Raw genomic sequence first — 18,699 nt, 5'->3', positions numbered from 1 at the left:
AGGCCGTAAAACTTACTCGAACCAATGGGCTCGGGCGGCCATGATCAGCTTGCCGGCACGCTCTTCGTCGATGCCGTCGATGTCGAGCAGGTCGTCAATCGACTGCTCGGCCAGGTCTTCGCGGGTAATCACACCGCGTACTGCCAGTTCTTGCGCCAAACCCTTGTCCATACCCTCGAGAGCGAGTAGGTCTTCGGCGGGGTGGGCATCTGCCAGTTTTTCTTCAGTGGCGATTGCTTTGGTCAACAGGCGATCTTTAGCCCGTGACCGCAGCTCGGTGACGATCTCTTCATCGAATCCATCGATGCTGAGCATTTCTTCCATCGGCACGTAAGCGATTTCTTCCAGGCTGGTAAAGCCTTCCTCGACCAGCACCTGAGCCAGCTCCTCGTCGACTTCCAGCTCGTCGATAAAGCGCTGCAGGATGTCGCCAGTCTCGGCCTGCTGTTTAGCCTGAATATCTGCCTCGGTCATTACGTTCAGCGTCCAACCAGTCAACTGACTGGCCAGGCGCACGTTCTGACCACCACGGCCAATGGCTTGTGCCAGATTGTCTTCGCCAACGGCGATGTCCATGGCATGGGCATCCTCATCGACGATGATCGCCGCCACTTCGGCCGGGGACATGGCGTTGATAACGAACTGCGCGGGATTGTCATCCCACAGCACGATATCCACGCGTTCACCGACCAGTTCACCGGAGACCGCCTGCACACGCGAGCCACGCATACCGATACAGGCGCCCTGCGGGTCGATGCGTTTGTCCTTGGAGCGAACGGCGATCTTGGCGCGCGAACCCGGGTCACGGGCAGCGGCCATTACTTCGATCAGATCTTCGGCAATTTCCGGTACTTCGATGCGGAACAGCTCGATCAGCATTTCCGGCGCGGTACGCGACAGGATCAATTGAGGGCCGCGGTTCTCGGTGCGGATTTCCTTGAGCAGTGCACGCAGGCGCGCACCGACACGGAAAGTCTCACGGGAGATGATGTCTTCACGGGCCAGCAGGGCCTCGGCATTGTTGCCCAGGTCGACGATGACATTATCGCGCGTCACCTTCTTCACGGTGCCGGAAATGATTTCACCCAGACGCTCGCGGTAGGCTTCAACCACCTGCGCACGCTCGGCTTCGCGAACCTTTTGCACGATGACCTGCTTGGCAGTCTGTGCAGCGATACGGCCGAACTCGATGGATTCGATTTTTTCTTCCAGTACCTCACCGACCTTCGCGTTCGCTTCAACGGCGCGCGGCATGTCAGTGGTGACCTGGTGAGCCGGGTCATCGAAGTCGGCTTCTTCTACCACGGTCCAGCAACGGAAGGTTTCATAGCTGCCCGTTACGCGGTTGATCGCCACGCGCAGCTCGACTTCGTCTTCAAAACGTTTCTTGGTCGCCGTGGCCAGAGCCAACTCCAGCGCTTCAAAAATCACGCTGGCCGGTACGCCCTTTTCGTTGGATACCGACTCAACAACCAGCAGTACTTCTTTGCTCATCGTACGCCTCGCCTTTCGCAATCCGTTTTGATCCACGCAATCCGCGTACACCGCGGGATCCGCGTCTCAATCAAATCTGGGGATGATATTGGCCTTGTCGATCATGTCGATCGGCAACAGAAACTCGTGGTCATCCACCTGCACCACGACGTCCTGATCCTCCACACCGCGGAGCAGGCCCTGAAAGTTACGGCGCCCTTCGAAAGGCGAACGCAGCTTGACTTTCACTTGTTCGCCCGCGTGAGCGGCGAACTGTTGCAACGTGAACAGCGGCCGGTCCATACCAGGAGATGACACCTCCAGGGTGTACTCCGCACTGATCGGATCCTCGACATCGAGGACACCGCTGATCTGCCGACTGACCTTCTCGCAATCTTCAATGAGAACGCCATTGGCGTGATCGATATAAACGCGCAGCAACGAATGCCGCCCTTGCGACATAAACTCGATGCCCCAGCACTCGTAACCGAGCGCCTCGACCACAGGGGCCAACAAGTCCTGCAACTGTTCTAGCTTGCTCGACACCTGAACCCCTCGCGCATGCTGTGCAAATAAAAAATGGGCGAAACGCCCATCCATCAAACCGCCTAAACGGCTGTAAACCTGTCGTCCAGCTAGCAAAAAGCCCCTGAGAAAGGGGCTCCGCTACTACTGGTTGCGGGGGCTGGATTTGAACCAACGACCTTCGGGTTATGAGCCCGACGAGCTACCAGACTGCTCCACCCCGCGTCAAAGCTGGGGCCGAAGTATACGGCTGAACCCTCTACAGGGTCAACCAAACCTCCAGCGACAAGAAAGCCCGCATCGAGCGGGCTTTCTTGTTTAATTGGTACCGAGAAGGGGACTCGAACCCCTACAGCCTATGGCCACTACCACCTCAAGGTAGCGTGTCTACCAATTCCACCACCTCGGCAAAACTGCTTTTACTACGTTACTGCTGCTCTGGAGCTTGAGGTACGTCAGCCGCATCACTTGCCGGCTTTTGCTCTTCGAGCACCGGCACATCTTCAACTGCCGGTTTTTGTTGCACTTCCAACACAGCTGGATCAGGCAAACCGACCTGAGCCAACGCATCAGCCTTTTGATTAGCAAAGAACGCTAAGCCCAAGCTAGTCATGAAAAAAGCGGCCGCAAGTATACCAGTAACTCGGCTCAGAAAGGTAGCAGTTCCTTGGCTACCGAAAACGGTAGACGAAGCACCCGCACCAAATGAAGCACCAGCGTCTGCACCCTTGCCCTGCTGCAAAAGAACCAGCGCAACCACACCGATGGCGCCCAGCAGATGAAAAACGACTACGACTGTTTCCAGCATTTTTTCAGTTTCCTGCGGCGCGACAGATCGCACCGAATTCATCCGCATTCAGAGAGGCTCCACCAACAAGCCCCCCATCGATATCCGGCATACCGAACAACTCGGCTGCACTGGCGGCCTTAACGCTGCCGCCATAAAGAATTCTTGCCTGCTGTGCGACTTGCGCACTGCAAACGGCCAACTGCTCACGTATTGCTGCGTGCACTGCCTGCGCCTGCTCGGGAGTAGCCGTCAGGCCAGTACCAATAGCCCAGACCGGCTCATAGGCGATTACACCACCTACAAAAGCATCTACGCCCAATGCGTCAATTACCGCAGCAACCTGAGCCTTAACCACAGCAAAGGTTTGCCCAGCTTCTCGCTCGGCAAGGGTTTCCCCCACACACAACACAGGCACCAGACCTGCATCACGAGCCACTGCAAACTTGCGCACCAGCAGTGCGTCAGACTCAGCCAACAGCGAGCGACGCTCCGAGTGACCAATCAGCACATAACGCACACCAGCATCAACCAACTGCTGCGCAGCCACTTCACCAGTAAGCGCACCCTGCTCAGCTTGCGCCGCACAATTCTGCGCACCTACCGCTACGACCGAACCATCCAGCGCAGCAACGGCCTGGGTCAGATGCAACAGGGTGGGAAACACCACCACATCGACATCATCAGCAAACGCCTGACGCGTAAGACCTTCGATCAGCTCTGCGACGCTGGCGCGGGTACCGTGCATTTTCCAGTTACCAGCTACCAATGGGCGACGCATGCTTTACCTCGTCGGTCAAAGAGGGCGCAGATGTTACCCAACGAAAATCCTACTGGCAAGCCGAATCAAGCACATACCTGTGCAACAATTTTAGCCAATTCATCGGCATAGCCTCGCACCTGGGTTTCGTCATCACCTTCGACCATCACCCGAACCAGCGGCTCGGTGCCGGATTTGCGCAGCAGCACCCGCCCACGGCCTGCCATTTGCTCGGTCACCCGGGCACTGGCCTCCTGCACCGCCGGGTGCTCCAAAGGGTCCACAGTGCCAGCAAAGCGCACATTCACCAGGACCTGCGGACACTTGCGCAGCGCAAGGCGTGCCTGCGCCAGGCTCTGCCCATCGCGCCGAACCGCCAGCAGCACCTGTAGAGCCGCAATGATCGCATCGCCTGTGGTGGTGTGCTGGAAGCACACCAGATGCCCGGAGTTCTCGCCACCGATCTGCCAATCACGCGCCAGCAACTCGGCGATCACATAGCGATCACCGACCTTGGCGCGCACAAAGGGAATCTCCAGCTCAGCGAGCGCAAGCTCCAAGCCCAGGTTGCTCATCAGGGTACCGACCACACCACCGCGCAGCTTGCCGCGCTGCTGCAGGTCACGGGCGATGATAAAGAGCAACTCATCACCATCGACCAAGGCTCCCGTGTGATCAACCATCAGAACCCGGTCAGCATCGCCGTCAAATGCGATACCCAAGTCCGCCTGCTGTGCCACCACCGCCGCCTGCAGGGCTGCCACATGCGTCGAACCGCAGTCAGCATTGATATTCAGGCCGTCGGGCTCAGCCGAAAGCACCGACACCTGAGCACCGAGTTCACGGAATACACTCGGCGCCACCTTGTAGGCCGCACCGTTGGCGCAATCAAGCACCACCTTGAGGCCGGCGAAGCTGGTATTGCTCGGCACACTGCTCTTGCAGAACTCGATATAGCGACCAGCGGCATCGTTGATTCGCGAGACCTTGCCCAACTGGCTCGACTCAACAACGCTCATGGGCGCATCGAGCAACTCCTCGATCATCAGCTCGACCTCGTCCGGCAACTTGGTGCCCTGGCCCGAGAAAAACTTGATGCCGTTGTCGTGGTGCGGATTGTGCGAAGCGCTGATCACGATGCCCGCCTGCGCTTGAAAAGTGCGTGTCAGGTAGGCAATAGCCGGAGTGGGCATAGGCCCAAGCAACATCACATCGGCACCTGCAGCGGACAACCCCGCTTCCAGGGCCGACTCAAACATGTAACCGGAAATCCGCGTGTCCTTGCCAATCAAGATGCGGCACTTGCCATGCTTGCGAAAAGCCATGCCTGCCGCCCAACCTAACTTGAGCATAAAGTCGGGGGTGATCGGGAACTCGCCAACACGCCCACGAATACCGTCGGTGCCGAAATATTTTCTGCTCATGCTGCACATCCTTTCTATTATTCGGCCGCTTCGACAGCGGCAATCATCCTTACCACATCCACAGTCTCGGCCACATCGTGTACCCGCAGGATCTGCGCTCCCTTGGCGACCGCCAGCGCGGCCAGACCAAGACTGCCATACAAGCGGCCACCGACCTCATGCCCCAGCACTTTGCCGATCATGCTCTTGCGTGAGACACCGACCAGCACCGGCAGACCAAAGGCATGCAGCGCCTCCAGGTGCTTGAACAGACGCAGATTGTGATCCAGGGTCTTGGCGAAGCCAAATCCGGGGTCGAGTACCAGCCGCTCGCGGGCGATACCTGCCGTCACACAGGCCTCAATCCGCGCCTGCAGAAAGCTTTCGACCTCACTGACAATATCGGCGTACTGCGGATCCTGCTGCATGGTAGTGGGCTCACCGCGCATGTGCATCAGGCACACCGGCAACCCTGACTCCGCCGCCGCCGCCAACGCACCCGGACGCTGCAGTGCACGCACATCATTGATCAACCCGGCGCCGGCCCGCGCCGACTCGCGCATGACCTCAGCAGTCGAGGTGTCGACGGAAATAATCACATCCAGCTCGGCGGCAATCGCCTCGACGACCGGGATCACCCGCGCCAGCTCTTCCTCAGAGGAAACGGCAGCGGCGCCGGGACGGGTCGACTCGCCACCCACGTCGATCAGCGTTGCGCCCGCAGCGACCATAGCCGCTGCATGGCGCAGCGCCGCATCGCGCTGGCGGAACTGTCCTCCATCGGAGAACGAATCAGGGGTTACATTGAGAATCCCCATCACCTGCGGATGGGTCAAATCAAGAAGCCGGCTACCACAAGGTAGCCGGCTCAGGGACAAGGCAGTGGACATCTCAGGCCTTAATGCTCGGCAGCAGGACCGCCGATGGGCGTTTCGGGACGCGGCACATCATCGTTGCCAGCAACAGGTGTACCGCCCGTGCTACCACCACCGCTCCAGTCTTTCGGCTCACGGGCCGGACGACCGTTCATGATGTCGTCGATCTGATCGGCATCAATGGTTTCGTACTTCATCAGCGCTTCGGCCATGGCATCGAGCTTGTCGCGGTTTTCCTCGAGCATGCGCTTGGCGGTGGCGTAGCACTGGTCGATGATGCTGCGCACCTCCAGGTCGATCAGCTTGGCGGTGTCCGCCGAGATATTGCTGTTCTGGCTGCCCATGCTGCGACCCAGGAAGACTTCGCCTTCCTCTTCGGCATACATCAGCGGACCGAGCTTCTCGGACAGGCCCCACTTGGTCACCATGTTCTTGGCCAACTGGGTGGCGCGCATGATGTCGTTGGAGGCGCCGGTGGTGACACCGTCGAAACCCAGGGTCATTTCTTCGGCGATACGGCCACCGAACAGCGAGCAGATCTGGCTGGTCAGCGCACGCTTGCTCAGGCTGTAACGGTCTTCTTCCGGCAGGAACATGGTCACACCCAGGGCGCGACCGCGCGGGATGATCGACACCTTGTAGACAGGGTCATGCTCAGGCACCAGGCGCCCAACGATGGCATGACCTGCCTCGTGAAACGCGGTGTTGAGCTTCTCCTTGTCGGACATGACCATGGTCTTGCGCTCGGCACCCATCATGATCTTGTCTTTGGCCAGCTCGAATTCCTTCATCTCGACCAGGCGCTTGCCAGAACGTGCGGCGAACAGCGATGCCTCGTTGACCAGGTTGGCCAGGTCGGCACCGGAGAAGCCCGGTGTACCGCGCGCAATCACGGCAGGGGCAACGTCATCACCCATCGGCACCTTGCGCATGTGGACCTTGAGAATCTGCTCACGACCACGGATATCCGGCAGACCGACCACGACCTGACGGTCGAAGCGGCCCGGACGCAGCAGCGCCGGATCGAGCACGTCAGGACGGTTGGTCGCGGCGATCACGATGATGCCGTCATTCATTTCAAAGCCGTCCATCTCCACCAGCAACTGGTTGAGGGTCTGCTCACGCTCGTCGTGGCCACCACCCATACCGGCACCACGGTGGCGACCTACGGCGTCGATTTCGTCGATGAAGATAATGCAGGGCGCGTGCTTCTTGGCCTGCTCGAACATGTCGCGTACACGGGATGCACCGACACCAACGAACATTTCCACAAAGTCCGAACCGGAAATGGTGAAGAACGGTACTTTCGCTTCGCCAGCAACCGCCTTGGCCAGCAGCGTCTTACCGGTACCCGGCGAGCCGACCATCAACACGCCACGGGGGATACGCCCGCCGAGGCGCTGAAACTTGCCGGGATCACGCAGGAACTCGACCAGCTCACTGACCTCTTCCTTGGCCTCGTCGCAACCGGCGACATCGGCGAAGGTGGTCTTGACCTGGTCTTCGGAAAGCAGCCGGGCCTTGGACTTGCCGAAACTCATCGGCCCGCCCTTGCCACCTGCACCGCCCTGCATCTGGCGCATGAAGAACATGAATACGGCAATGATCACCAGAATCGGGAAGCTGGCCACCAGTAGCTGAGTCCAGATGCTCTGCTGCTCGGGCTGCTTGCCGACGATCTCGACGTTATTGTCCATCAGGTCCTTGATCAGGCCATTGTCCTGAATCGCCGGACGTACGGTCTCGAAAGACGAACCGTCGCCACGCACACCGCTGATGATGAAGCCATCAACCGTGACACGCTTGACCGTACCATCCTGAACCTGCTGGATGAACTCCGAGTAATTGAGTTTGGTGGACTCACTCGGGCTTGAGAAGTTGTTCATCACCGTCACCAGGACGGCGGCGATGATCAACCACAGGATCAGATTCTTTGCCATGTCGTTCAATTCGCTACCCTCTGCAGCAGGCCTCGTGACGAAGCGTGCTTCGCATGACGACCAGTTATGTACCGATCTAACTTACTACACAACGCCTGCCCCTGGCAGGCGCCGTCTGTAACCCTTTATTTGACCCTTCACTGCCTATGACTGGGCAATTACATCAGGGTTGCATCGTTTCGCTCGCCGCGGAAGCCGCGGGCCAGCATGTACTGCTCACGCGAGCGATCGCGCGACGACAACGGCTTGCGCATTTGCACCTTGTCGAACATCTGGCGCACCTGCTTGTGGTACTGGTCGAAGCCCTCGCCCTGGAAAATCTTGATCAGAAAGTCACCGCCCGGCCGCAGTACGCGGGCCGAGAGGTCCAGCGCCAGCTCGCACAGATACATCGCGCGCGGCTGATCGGACTCCCTCACCCCACTCATATTGGGGGCCATATCGGAAATCACAAGGTCTACGGGTGAATCACCGATGGCCTCGAGCAACTGGGCAAACACGGCGTCATCGGTGAAGTCGCCCTGGATAAAGGTCACATCCGGAATGCTGTCCATTTCCAGGATGTCGGAGGCAATCAGCGTACCGCGATCGCCAATCACCCGACTGGTGACCTGCGACCAGCCGCCCGGCGCCGCACCCAGGTCGACCACGGTCATGCCCGGTCGCAGGATGCGATCCTTTTCCTGGATCTCCAGCAGCTTATAGCTGGCGCGCGAGCGATAGCCGTCCTTCTGCGCCATCTTCACGTAGGGATCGTTGAAATGCTCTTTCAGCCAACCTTGACTGGTCTTGGAACGGGCCACGCGTTACCTCTAACTGTACTGGGCATGAATATCTGGGCGGCTCATCGGGCGCTCGGGTAAACTGATCGCCGCTTTTACCAGAGCTGTTTTTTTACCAGATTGCAGGAAACTGATTATGCCGCTCACTCAAGAGCAGAAGAAACAATTCAAATCTATCGGCCACCACCTGAAACCCGTATTGATCGTGGCTGACAATGGTTTGACCGAAGGCGTGCTGGCCGAGCTTGAGCGCGCCCTGAGCGACCACGAGCTGATCAAGGTGCAACTGCGTATCGTCGAACGCGAAGGCCGCATCGCCACCATTGAGGCGCTGTGCAAAGCGGGCCACGCGGAAGTGGTACAGATCATCGGCAAAATGGCGCTGATCTACCGCAAGAACCCCAAGGTCAACAAGAACCTGTCCAACGTACACCGCCATCAGGGCTAAGCCGCACTGACAGCAAGCACCTCTCAGACTGTACCCGGTGGCTCCTGGCCCCGCGGTACCGGCTGTAGCACCAGCAGCAACCCGCAAAATGCCATCGCCAGGTAACTGAACAGCAGCCACTGCTGCAGGCCAGGCAGCATGCTGCGCACCAGCAGGTAACTGGCGGCCGCCAGGATCACCACCAGCAGCAACTGCCCGCGCGAATCGCGCCACAGAGCAGTCAAGCCCCGATCAATCAGCAGAATCAAGACCTGTAGCCCGGCACAAACCGCTGCCAGACCGACCAACAGTGGTCGCAAGGTCGCGTCCAGTTCCTCGATCAGTAGCGGCGCCAGCCCTGTCTTGGCGATGGCTGGCAGCAGCAGAAAATGCAGCAGCCAAAGGCCACCAACCCAGAGCGTCTGGGTCAGCAGCCAGGCCACTGAAGCGGCCCGCAGGCCCACAGCGTTAGAGATGGCGAACCTCGACAATCTCATATTCGAGCTGGCCACCAGGGGTCTTGACCAGCACCACGTCGCCTTCTTCCTTGCCGATCAGGGCGCGGGCGATAGGCGAACCGACGGAAATCTTGCCCAGTTTGATGTCGGCTTCATCCTCACCGACGATCTGGTAGGTCACGCTTTCATCAGTTTCGCAGTTGGCGATTTCCACGGTGGTACCGAAGATCACCTTGCCGGTATGGGCAATGGTGGTCACATCGATGATCACCGCATTCTGCAGACGCCCTTCGATATCACGGATACGCGCCTCGACCATGCCCTGCTGTTCGCGCGCGGCATGGTATTCGGCGTTTTCCTTGAGGTCACCGAGCTCGCGCGCGGTGCCGATATCCTGGCTGAGCTTGGGACGCACCACCTTGGTCAGGTGTGCATGCTCTTCTTCCAGGGCGCGCGCGCCCTGGACGGTCATCGGGTATTTAGTCATGCGTTGATTCCTGCATGCAGATCCTGCAGCCGGCGCACGGTCTTCTCGGGACCAAACTTCAGCGCTTCACAGATCGCCTGGCCCGCCGCAATGGTGGTGGTGCAGTAGATCTTGTGCTGCAGAGCGTTACGACGAATAGAGTAGGAGTCAGCAATCGACTGACGACCTTCAGTAGTGTTGATGATCAGGGTGACTTCGTCATTCTTGATCATGTCGACCACATGCGGACGGCCTTCAGTCACCTTGTTGACCCGGCGTACGGGCAAGCCCGCCGCTTCGATCAGCTTGGCAGTACCGGCAGTGGCCACCACCTCAAAGCCCAGCCCGATCAGGTCACGCGCCACGCCCGCCACTAGCGGCTTGTCGTCATCACGCACACTGATAAAGGCCACACCGGCATTCGGCAGGATTTCGCTGGCACCCGACTGGGCCTTGGCAAAGGCTTCGCCGAAGGTATCGCCGACGCCCATCACTTCACCGGTGGACTTCATTTCTGGGCCGAGGATCGGGTCGACGCCTGGGAACTTGGCGAACGGGAACACCGCTTCCTTGACGCTGAAATACGGCGGGATGATCTCGGCGCTATAGCCCGCTTCTTCAAGCGACTTGCCGGCCATAACGCGAGCAGCCACCTTGGCCAGCGAGACGCCAACGCACTTGGAGACGAACGGCACGGTACGCGAGGCGCGCGGGTTCACTTCGATGACGAAGATGTCCTCGCCCTGCACGGCCATCTGCACGTTCATCAGGCCGACCACATTGAGCTCCAGGGCCATTTTCTTGACCTGGTCGCGGATCTCGTCCTGGATGTGCATCGGCAGCGAATACGGCGGCAGCGAGCAGGCAGAGTCACCGGAATGCACGCCGGCCTGCTCGATGTGCTGCATGATCGCGCCGATCACCACGGTTTCGCCGTCGCACACCGCATCCACGTCCACTTCGATGGCGCAGTTGAGGAAGTGATCGAGCAGAACCGGGCTGTCGTTGGAGACTTTCACCGCTTCGCGCATGTAACGCTTGAGCTCGTCTTCCTGGTAGACGATTTCCATCGCCCGGCCGCCCAGTACATAGGACGGACGCACCACCAGCGGATAACCGATGACTTTCGAGGCCGCCAGGGCTTCGTCTTCGCTGCGCGCGGTGGCGTTGGCCGGCTGACGCAGGCCCAGACGCTGAACCATCTGCTGGAAACGCTCGCGGTCTTCGGCGCGGTCGATGGCGTCCGGGCTGGTACCGATGATCGGCACACCCGCTTCTTCCAGAGCACGACAGATCTTCAGCGGGGTCTGGCCGCCGTACTGCACGATCACGCCTTTGGGCTGCTCGACGCGGACGATTTCCAGTACGTCTTCCAGGGTCACCGGCTCGAAGTACAGACGGTCGGAGGTGTCATAGTCGGTGGAGACGGTTTCCGGGTTGCAGTTGACCATGATGGTCTCGTAACCATCTTCACGCAGCGCCAGCGCCGCGTGTACGCAGCAGTAGTCGAACTCGATGCCCTGACCGATACGGTTAGGGCCGCCACCGAGGATCATGATCTTGTCGCGGCTCGACGGATTGGCTTCGCACTCTTCCTCGTAGGTCGAATACATGTACGCAGTGTCGGTGGCGAACTCGGCGGCGCAGGTGTCAACGCGCTTGTACACCGGCAGCACTTTGAGCTTGTGACGGTGGCTGCGCAGGTTCTTCTCGGTCACACCCAGCAGCTTGGCCAGGCGAATGTCGGAGAAGCCTTTGCGCTTGAGCTTGTACATCGAGTCGCGATCAATGCTGGACAGCGCCAGGGTCTTGATGCGCTCTTCGTCCTTGATCAGGTCTTCGATCTGCACCAGGAACCACTCATCGATATTGGTCAGCGCGAACACGTCGGCCACGGTTTTACCCGCGCGGAAGGCATCAGCGATGTACCAGATACGGTCCGCGCTGGGCACGGTCAGTTCGCGGCGCAGGGTGCTCTCGGCTTCAGGATCGGCCAGGTCGAGTTTTTCATCGAAACCGGCGACGCCGACTTCCAGACCACGCAGGGCTTTCTGCAGGGATTCCTGGAAGGTGCGACCGATGGCCATGACTTCACCAACCGATTTCATCTGGGTGGTCAGACGAGCATCAGCTTTCGGGAATTTTTCGAAGGCGAAACGCGGGATCTTGGTCACGACGTAGTCGATGGCCGGCTCGAACGAGGCCGGGGTGCGACCGCCGGTGATGTCGTTGCTCAGCTCATCGAGGGTGTACCCCACGGCCAGCTTGGCGGCGATCTTGGCGATCGGGAAGCCGGTGGCCTTGGAGGCCAGTGCCGAGGAACGCGACACCCGCGGGTTCATCTCGATCACCACCATACGGCCGGTGTTCGGGCAGATGCCGAACTGCACGTTGGAGCCGCCGGTTTCCACGCCAATCTCACGCAGCACCGCGAGCGATGCGTTACGCAGGATCTGGTATTCCTTATCGGTCAGGGTTTGCGCCGGTGCCACGGTGATCGAGTCACCGGTGTGCACGCCCATCGGGTCGAAGTTCTCGATGGCGCAGACGATGATGCAGTTGTCCTTCTTGTCGCGGACCACCTCCATCTCGTATTCCTTCCAGCCGATCAGCGATTCGTCGATCAGCAGTTCGCTGGTCGGCGACAGATCGATACCGCGGGCGCAGATTTCTTCGAATTCTTCGCGGTTGTAGGCAATGCCGCCACCGGTGCCGCCCATGGTGAAGGACGGACGGATGATGCAGGGGAAGCCGACCTTCTCCAGCACCGCGTAGGCTTCTTCCATGTTGTGGGCGATGCCGGAAACCGGGCAGGCCAGGCCGATGTCTTTCATCGCCTTGTCGAAGCGCGAGCGGTCTTCGGCCTTGTCGATGGTGTCGGCGTTGGCACCGATCATCTCGACGCCGAATTTCTCCAGCACGCCGTGCTTTTCCAGGTCCAGGGCGCAGTTCAGCGCGGTCTGGCCGCCCATGGTCGGCAGCAGCGCGTCGGGACGCTCCTTCTCGATGATCTTGGCCACGGTGGACCACTTGATCGGCTCGATGTAGGTCGCATCGGCCATGGCCGGGTCGGTCATGATGGTCGCCGGGTTGGAGTTGACCAGAATGACGCGGTAGCCCTCTTCTTTCAGCGCTTTACACGCCTGGGCACCGGAATAATCGAACTCGCAGGCCTGGCCGATAACGATGGGGCCGGCACCGAGGATGAGGATGCTTTTGATATCTGTACGTTTTGGCATAGCGGTTACTCGAATCCTTGGGTCAGTCGGCGAGGTTTAGCGGCGGTTGGCCATGGCTTCGATAAAACGGTCGAACAGCGGCGCCACATCGGCTGGGCCGGGGCTCGCTTCGGGGTGGCCCTGGAAGCTGAAGGCGCTCTTGTCGGTACGCTCGATGCCTTGCAGGGAACCATCGAACAGCGACTTGTGGATCGCCCGCAGGTTGCTCGGCAGCGTGGCTTCATCCACGGCAAAACCGTGGTTCTGGCTGGTGATCATCACCACACCCGTGTCCAGGTCCTGCACCGGGTGGTTGGCACCATGGTGGCCGTGGCCCATTTTCAGGGTCTTGGCGCCGGAGGCCAACGCCAGCAGCTGGTGACCGAGGCAGATGCCGAAGACCGGGATATCGGTTTCCAGCACATCCTGGATCGCCTGGATCGCGTAGTCGCACGGCTCGGGGTCGCCCGGACCGTTGGACAGGAACACGCCATCGGGATTCAGCGCCAGCACCTCGGCTGCCGGGGTTTGTGCCGGCACCACGGTCACGCGGCAACCGCGCTCGACCAGCATGCGCAGAATGTTCCACTTAACGCCGTAGTCGTAGGCCACCACATGGTGGGGCAAGTCGCTGGCTGGGATTTCCGGGTGGCTGTCGTCTTTCAGGTTCCACACGCTGGAGCGCCACTCGTAACGCTCGGTGCAGCTGACCACTTTGGCCAGGTCCATGCCCTTGAGGCCAGGGAAGCTGCGCGCCAGTTCCAGTGCTTTCTCTTCGGTGGCGTCATCGCCGACCAGAATGCAGCCGTTCTGCGAGCCCTTCTCACGCAGGATGCGGGTCAGGCGACGGGTGTCGATGCCGGCAATGGCGACGGTGCCGTTTTCCTTGAGGTACTCATCCAGTGGCTGCTTGTTGCGCCAGTTGCTGGAGGTCAGTGGCAGGTCGCGGATAATCAGGCCGGCGGCCCAGACGCGATTGGATTCGGCGTCTTGCGGCGTAGTGCCGGTGTTGCCGATGTGCGGATAGGTCAGGGTGACGATCTGCTGGGCATAGGAAGGATCGGTAAGGATTTCCTGATAGCCGGTCATGGCGGTGTTAAAAACCACCTCCCCAATAGTCTGGCCATCGGCACCGATGGCCTCGCCGCGAAAAATACTGCCATCAGCAAGAGCCAAAATGGCAGGTTTAAGGGCTGGCTTACTCAAGAAAACCTCCGAAAATTAAATCGTGAAGCAAACGCAGATTGTAAAAAAGCGGGATGACGTATCAACCGTCACCCCGCTTTTTTATCTGATTCATTCTGCGTAACTTTTAGTGGACACACTAAAGCGGGAAGCTTACAGAAAAATGCCTTTTTGGTCCACCGCCTGAAACGATTAATGACTCAGCAGTCGATTTTCCACCTGAATTTCAATGCAGGCCCAGCACATCCTGCATGTCGTACAGGCCTGCCTCGCGCTTGTGCAGCCACAGCGCAGAGCGCACCGCACCCTTGGCGAAGGTCATGCGGCTAGAGGCCTTGTGGGTGATTTCCACGCGCTCGCCGTCAGCGGCAAACAGCACGGTATGGTCGCCCACCACATCACCTGCACGCACAGTGGCGAACCCGATGGTGTCGCGCGCCCGCGCGCCGGTCTGGCCTTCACGGCCGTAGACCGCGACCTTCTGCAGATCACGCCCCAGGGCATCGGCGATTACCTCACCCATCCGCAGTGCGGTACCGGACGGCGCATCGACCTTGTGCCGGTGATGCGCTTCGATGATCTCGATATCGACTTCATCACCGAGCACCCGCGCAGCCGTGTCGAGCAGCTTGAGGCACAGGTTGACGCCCACACTGAAGTTGGCAGCGAAGACGATAGGAATGTCATTGCCCGCCTCGGCCAGCAGCTGCTTTTCCTCTACGGAAAAGCCCGTGGTGCCGATGACCATGGCCTTGCCGGCGCGGCGGCAGATGTCCAGGTTCTTCAGGGTCACCGAAGGATGGGTGAAGTCGATCAGCACGTCGAACTGGTCCAGCACGGCGCTCAGATCACCTACCAGATTCACACCCAGCTTGCCCAGCGCAGCCAGCTCACCCGCATCGGCACCCACCAGGCTGCTATCGGGCCGGTCGACGGCCGCACTGAGCTGCGCGCCCTCGGCTTGTTGCACCGCCTCGATCAGGGTCTTGCCCATACGCCCGGCGGCGCCCATTACTGCGATACGTTGCATAGATAATCAGCTCCAAGCTTCACGCTTAAAGCTGCAAGCCCGAGCGGCGCCGACGTGCAGCTTGCCGCTTAGCGCTTGCAGCTATTTGACCTACAAATCGCCGAAGAAGCGCTTCACGCCCTCGAACCAGCCATTGGCCTTGGGCGAGTGCGAGCTGTCGCCTTCCAGGGATTTGCGGAACTCCTCCAGCAACTCGCGCTGACGCCGACCCAGGTTGACCGGCGTTTCCACCGCGACCCGGCACATCAGATCGCCCGCGCCACCACCACGCACAGGCGCAACGCCCTTGCCACGCAGACGGAACAGCTTACCGGTCTGGGTGCCTTCCGGAATCTTCAGCTTGACCCGACCATCCAGCGTCGGCACTTCCAGCTCACCACCCAAGGCCGCATCGGCAAAGCTGATCGGCACTTCGCAGTACAGGTGCTTGCCGTCGCGCTGGAAGATCGCGTGCTCGCGCACGTTGACCACCACATACAGGTCGCCCGCCGGGCCACCCATGGCGCCGGCTTCGCCTTCGCCTGAGAGGCGGATACGGTCGCCGGTATCGACACCAGCCGGCACTTTTACCGACAGGGTCTTGTGCTCTTCCACCCGGCCGTGGCCGTGGCAGGAACCACAAGGATCAGTGATCATCTTGCCGCTGCCGTGGCAACGCGGGCAGGTCTGCTGCACCGAGAAGAAGCCCTGCTGCATGCGCACCTGGCCAATACCGCCACAGGTGGTACAGGTGACCGGCGCGGTGCCCTTCTTGGCACCCGAGCCATCGCAGGTTTTGCAATTGACCAGAGTCGGCACGCGAATGGTCACGGTGGTACCGCGCACCGCTTCTTCCAGATCCAGCTCGAGGGTGTAACGCAGGTCGCTGCCACGCTGGGCGCCACCACGCGAACCGCCGCGGCCACCGCCGCCAAAGAAGTCGCTGAACACATCACCGAAGATATCGGAGAAGTTCGCGCCGCCAGGACCTGCGCCACCACCCATTTGCGGGTCAACCCCGGCATGACCGTACTGGTCATAGGCCGAGCGTTTGGCCGCATCAGAGAGCACTTCGTAGGCCTCGTTAGCCTCCTTGAATTTCTCTTCGGACGCTTTGTCATCCGGATTACGGTCCGGGTGATGCTTCATCGCCAGGCGTCGGTAAGCCTTTTTCAGCTCCGCTTCACTGGCGCCGCGCTCGACACCCAGCACCTCGTAATAGTCACGTTTTGCCATAAGTCTTCAACACCCTTAAATCGTCTACTCCAGACACGCCAACGCGGGAGCAAGCCCCCGCGCGGCGAATCGTGTCGGTCATGACCTGCGCCCCGACCGGCTGGAGCGGCAGGCAGCAGGCGCCTGAACACCTGCTGCAGTACGAGCCTGGCTCGTTATTTGTTGTCCTTGACCTCTTCGAACTCGGCATCGACAGCGTCATCGGCGCTGCCCTTGCTGTCGCCGGCGTCCTGGGCCGCAGCACCTGGTTGCGGCTGTTCGGCATACATCTTCTGGGCCAACGGCGTGGTCGCCTCGGACAGAGCATTCATCTTCGCCTCGATAGCGGCCTTGTCGTCACCCTTCACGGCAACCTCCAGCTCACCCAGGGCTTTCTCGATGGCAGCCTTCTCGTCCGCGGTGGCCTTGTCGCCCGCCTCGGTGATCATCTTGCGCGTGGCGTGTACCAGTTGGTCGCCCTGGTTGCGCGCAGTCGCCAGCTCTTCGAACTTGCGGTCTTCCTCGGCATTCGCCTCGGCGTCGCGGACCATCTGCTCGATCTCTTCCTCGGACAGACCGGAGTTGGCCTTGATCACGATGGACTGGGTCTTGCCGGTGGCCTTGTCTTTGGCGCCGACATGCAGAATACCGTTGGCATCGATGTCGAAGGTCACTTCGATCTGCGGCACGCCGCGCGGCGCTGGCGGAATCTCGGCCAGGTCGAATTTACCCAGGGACTTGTTGCCGCTGGCCTGCTTACGCTCCCCCTGCAGCACGTGAATGGTCACGGCGCTCTGGTTGTCGTCAGCAGTGGAGAACACCTGGGACTTCTTGGTCGGGATGGTGGTGTTCTTCTCGATCAGCGCGGTCATCACGCCGCCCATGGTTTCGATACCCAGGGTCAGCGGCGATACGTCGAGCAGCAGCACGTCCTTGACGTCACCCGCCAGAACCGCGCCCTGAATGGCAGCACCCATGGCGACGGCTTCGTCCGGGTTAACGTCCTTGCGCGCTTCCTTACCGAAGAACTCGGTCACCAGCTTCTGCACCAGCGGCATACGGGTCTGACCGCCGACCAGAATCACGTCGTTGATCGCACCGATGTCGATGCCGGCATCTTTCAGGGCGATACGGCAGGGTTCGATGGTGCGCTGCACCAGGTCTTCCACCAGCGCTTCGAGCTTGGCGCGGGAGATTTTGACGTTCAGGTGCTTAGGACCGGTAGCGTCTGCAGTGATGTACGGCAGGTTGACGTCGGTCGACTGGCTCGAGGACAGCTCGATCTTGGCTTTTTCAGCCGCCTCTTTCAGGCGCTGCATCGCCAGCGGGTCACCCTTGAGGTTCATGCCGGTTTCTTTCTTGAATTCGTCGACGAGGTAATCGATCAGACGAATATCGAAGTCTTCACCGCCGAGGAAAGTGTCGCCGTTGGTGGCCAACACTTCGAACTGGTGCTCGCCATCGACTTCGGCGATTTCGATCACCGACACGTCGAAGGTACCGCCACCCAGGTCATAGACGATTACAGTGTGGTCGCCCTTGGCCTTGTCCATACCGTAAGCCAGCGCAGCGGCGGTCGGCTCGTTGATGATGCGTTTGACGTCCAGACCGGCGATACGGCCAGCGTCTTTGGTGGCCTGGCGCTGACTGTCGTTGAAGTAGGCCGGCACGGTGATCACCGCTTCGGTCACTGGCTCGCCGAGGTAGTCTTCGGCGGTCTTCTTCATCTTCTTGAGAATTTCAGCCGAAATTTGTGGCGGTGCCATTTTCTGGCCGTTCACTTCGACCCAGGCGTCGCTGTTGTCAGCCTTGACGATCTTGTACGGGACCATCTGGATGTCTTTCTGCACGACTTCTTCGTCAAAACGACGACCGATCAGACGCTTCACCGCGTACAGGGTGTTGTGCGGATTGGTCACTGCCTGACGCTTGGCCGACTGACCAACCAGAATCTCGCCATCGTTGGCGTACGCGATGATCGACGGCGTGGTGCGCGCGCCTTCAGCGTTTTCAATAACCTTGGCCTTGCCGTTTTCCAGCACGGAGACGCACGAGTTGGTGGTCCCCAGGTCGATACCGATAATCTTGCCCATGATTCACTCTCCCGAAACTTGAATATTCCCGCCGCTGAGCCTGTCAGCCGCGGTAGCACTAAAACGCTTGACTGTTAGATGGG

Annotated in this window: 16 protein-coding genes and 2 tRNA genes; 1 reads left to right on the top strand and 17 read right to left on the bottom strand. The window is 60.0% G+C overall.

The annotated features are described in order from the left end of the window. Nucleotides 1-12 precede the first annotated feature (12 nt). The 10 genes from nusA to rlmE form a co-directional block, all read right to left on the bottom strand. Nucleotides 13-1,494 (bottom strand): transcription termination factor NusA, encoded by a 1,482-nt coding sequence (nusA, locus tag BMW49_RS18545; protein ID WP_069519552.1) that lies wholly within the window; start codon nt 1,492-1,494, stop codon nt 13-15. A 66-nt stretch (nt 1,495-1,560) separates the two neighbouring features. After that, nucleotides 1,561-2,019: a ribosome maturation factor RimP gene (gene rimP, locus BMW49_RS18540; protein WP_069519597.1), complete on the bottom strand. Its 459-nt coding sequence runs from the start codon at nt 2,017-2,019 to the stop codon at nt 1,561-1,563. A gap of 127 nt (nt 2,020-2,146) precedes the next feature. Next, nucleotides 2,147-2,223 (bottom strand) — tRNA-Met (locus BMW49_RS18535). 98 nt (nt 2,224-2,321) lie between these two features. Continuing rightward, nucleotides 2,322-2,407, bottom strand: a tRNA-Leu gene (locus BMW49_RS18530). Between the two features lie 18 nt (nt 2,408-2,425). Continuing rightward, entirely contained in the window at nt 2,426-2,806 is a 381-nt protein-coding gene (secG, locus tag BMW49_RS18525) for a preprotein translocase subunit SecG (RefSeq protein WP_069519553.1), read from the bottom strand. Nucleotides 2,807-2,810: 4 nt separating this feature from the next. Then, on the bottom strand, nt 2,811-3,566 hold the full coding sequence (tpiA, locus tag BMW49_RS18520; protein ID WP_069519554.1) for a triose-phosphate isomerase: 756 nt from the start codon (nt 3,564-3,566) through the stop codon (nt 2,811-2,813). A gap of 65 nt (nt 3,567-3,631) precedes the next feature. Next, nucleotides 3,632-4,969 (bottom strand): phosphoglucosamine mutase, encoded by a 1,338-nt coding sequence (gene glmM, locus BMW49_RS18515; protein WP_069519555.1) that lies wholly within the window; start codon nt 4,967-4,969, stop codon nt 3,632-3,634. Nucleotides 4,970-4,986: 17 nt separating this feature from the next. Continuing rightward, nucleotides 4,987-5,838, bottom strand: coding sequence for a dihydropteroate synthase (folP, locus tag BMW49_RS18510; protein WP_069519556.1), 852 nt, complete (start codon nt 5,836-5,838; stop codon nt 4,987-4,989). 8 nt (nt 5,839-5,846) lie between these two features. Then, complete coding sequence (gene ftsH / locus BMW49_RS18505) at nt 5,847-7,763, bottom strand: ATP-dependent zinc metalloprotease FtsH (protein WP_069519557.1); 1,917 nt, start codon at nt 7,761-7,763, stop codon at nt 5,847-5,849. A 158-nt stretch (nt 7,764-7,921) separates the two neighbouring features. Next, nucleotides 7,922-8,566, bottom strand: coding sequence for a 23S rRNA (uridine(2552)-2'-O)-methyltransferase RlmE (gene rlmE, locus BMW49_RS18500; RefSeq protein ID WP_069519558.1), 645 nt, complete (start codon nt 8,564-8,566; stop codon nt 7,922-7,924). 115 nt (nt 8,567-8,681) lie between these two features. Between rlmE and yhbY the strand changes: the two genes are divergently transcribed. Next, nucleotides 8,682-8,993 (top strand): ribosome assembly RNA-binding protein YhbY, encoded by a 312-nt coding sequence (gene yhbY, locus BMW49_RS18495; RefSeq protein ID WP_069519559.1) that lies wholly within the window; start codon nt 8,682-8,684, stop codon nt 8,991-8,993. A 23-nt stretch (nt 8,994-9,016) separates the two neighbouring features. On the opposite strand, the gene BMW49_RS18490 is transcribed toward yhbY, so the two are convergent. From BMW49_RS18490 to dnaK, 7 genes are all read right to left on the bottom strand, one after another. Further along, nucleotides 9,017-9,430, bottom strand: a complete 414-nt coding sequence (locus tag BMW49_RS18490; protein ID WP_069519598.1) for a DUF4149 domain-containing protein — start codon at nt 9,428-9,430, stop codon at nt 9,017-9,019. A gap of 10 nt (nt 9,431-9,440) precedes the next feature. Then, a complete protein-coding gene (gene greA, locus BMW49_RS18485) occupies nt 9,441-9,917 on the bottom strand; it encodes a transcription elongation factor GreA (protein ID WP_069519560.1) in 477 nt (158 codons plus the stop codon). Continuing rightward, nucleotides 9,914-13,135 carry a carbamoyl-phosphate synthase large subunit gene (gene carB / locus BMW49_RS18480; protein WP_069519561.1) on the bottom strand — a complete coding sequence of 1,074 codons (3,222 nt, stop codon included), beginning with the start codon at nt 13,133-13,135 and terminating at the stop codon, nt 9,914-9,916. The genes greA and carB overlap by 4 nt, the downstream gene beginning before the upstream one ends. Nucleotides 13,136-13,171: 36 nt before the next feature. Beyond that, on the bottom strand, nt 13,172-14,320 hold the full coding sequence (gene carA, locus BMW49_RS18475; RefSeq protein ID WP_069519562.1) for a glutamine-hydrolyzing carbamoyl-phosphate synthase small subunit: 1,149 nt from the start codon (nt 14,318-14,320) through the stop codon (nt 13,172-13,174). 205 nt (nt 14,321-14,525) lie between these two features. Further along, nucleotides 14,526-15,329, bottom strand: a complete 804-nt coding sequence (gene dapB / locus BMW49_RS18470) for a 4-hydroxy-tetrahydrodipicolinate reductase (RefSeq protein ID WP_069519563.1) — start codon at nt 15,327-15,329, stop codon at nt 14,526-14,528. A 90-nt stretch (nt 15,330-15,419) separates the two neighbouring features. Further along, nucleotides 15,420-16,544 (bottom strand): molecular chaperone DnaJ, encoded by a 1,125-nt coding sequence (gene dnaJ / locus BMW49_RS18465; protein ID WP_069519564.1) that lies wholly within the window; start codon nt 16,542-16,544, stop codon nt 15,420-15,422. A 155-nt stretch (nt 16,545-16,699) separates the two neighbouring features. Next, the gene (gene dnaK, locus BMW49_RS18460; RefSeq protein ID WP_069519565.1) at nt 16,700-18,616 is read right to left on the bottom strand and encodes a molecular chaperone DnaK; all 1,917 of its coding nucleotides are present in this window, start codon (nt 18,614-18,616) and stop codon (nt 16,700-16,702) included. Between the last annotated feature and the right edge of the window lie 83 nt (nt 18,617-18,699).

The sequence above is a fragment of the Pseudomonas cuatrocienegasensis genome (assembly GCF_900110925.1).
GTDB lineage: Bacteria > Pseudomonadota > Gammaproteobacteria > Pseudomonadales > Pseudomonadaceae > Aquipseudomonas > Aquipseudomonas cuatrocienegasensis.
Note: the sequence above shows the minus strand (reverse complement) of the source record. Positions and strands in the feature narration are given on the sequence as shown.

Coding starts and splice junctions, on each gene's coding strand:
- folP (WP_069519556.1), bottom strand. CDS start 5,838: ATGTCCACTGCCTTGTCCCTGAGCCGGCTACCTTGTGGTAGCCGGCTT.
- dapB (WP_069519563.1), bottom strand. CDS start 15,329: ATGCAACGTATCGCAGTAATGGGCGCCGCCGGGCGTATGGGCAAGACC.
- carB (WP_069519561.1), bottom strand. CDS start 13,135: ATGCCAAAACGTACAGATATCAAAAGCATCCTCATCCTCGGTGCCGGC.
- dnaJ (WP_069519564.1), bottom strand. CDS start 16,544: ATGGCAAAACGTGACTATTACGAGGTGCTGGGTGTCGAGCGCGGCGCC.
- dnaK (WP_069519565.1), bottom strand. CDS start 18,616: ATGGGCAAGATTATCGGTATCGACCTGGGGACCACCAACTCGTGCGTC.
- ftsH (WP_069519557.1), bottom strand. CDS start 7,763: ATGGCAAAGAATCTGATCCTGTGGTTGATCATCGCCGCCGTCCTGGTG.
- greA (WP_069519560.1), bottom strand. CDS start 9,917: ATGACTAAATACCCGATGACCGTCCAGGGCGCGCGCGCCCTGGAAGAA.
- yhbY (WP_069519559.1), top strand. CDS start 8,682: ATGCCGCTCACTCAAGAGCAGAAGAAACAATTCAAATCTATCGGCCAC.
- nusA (WP_069519552.1), bottom strand. CDS start 1,494: ATGAGCAAAGAAGTACTGCTGGTTGTTGAGTCGGTATCCAACGAAAAG.
- tpiA (WP_069519554.1), bottom strand. CDS start 3,566: ATGCGTCGCCCATTGGTAGCTGGTAACTGGAAAATGCACGGTACCCGC.
- glmM (WP_069519555.1), bottom strand. CDS start 4,969: ATGAGCAGAAAATATTTCGGCACCGACGGTATTCGTGGGCGTGTTGGC.
- secG (WP_069519553.1), bottom strand. CDS start 2,806: ATGCTGGAAACAGTCGTAGTCGTTTTTCATCTGCTGGGCGCCATCGGT.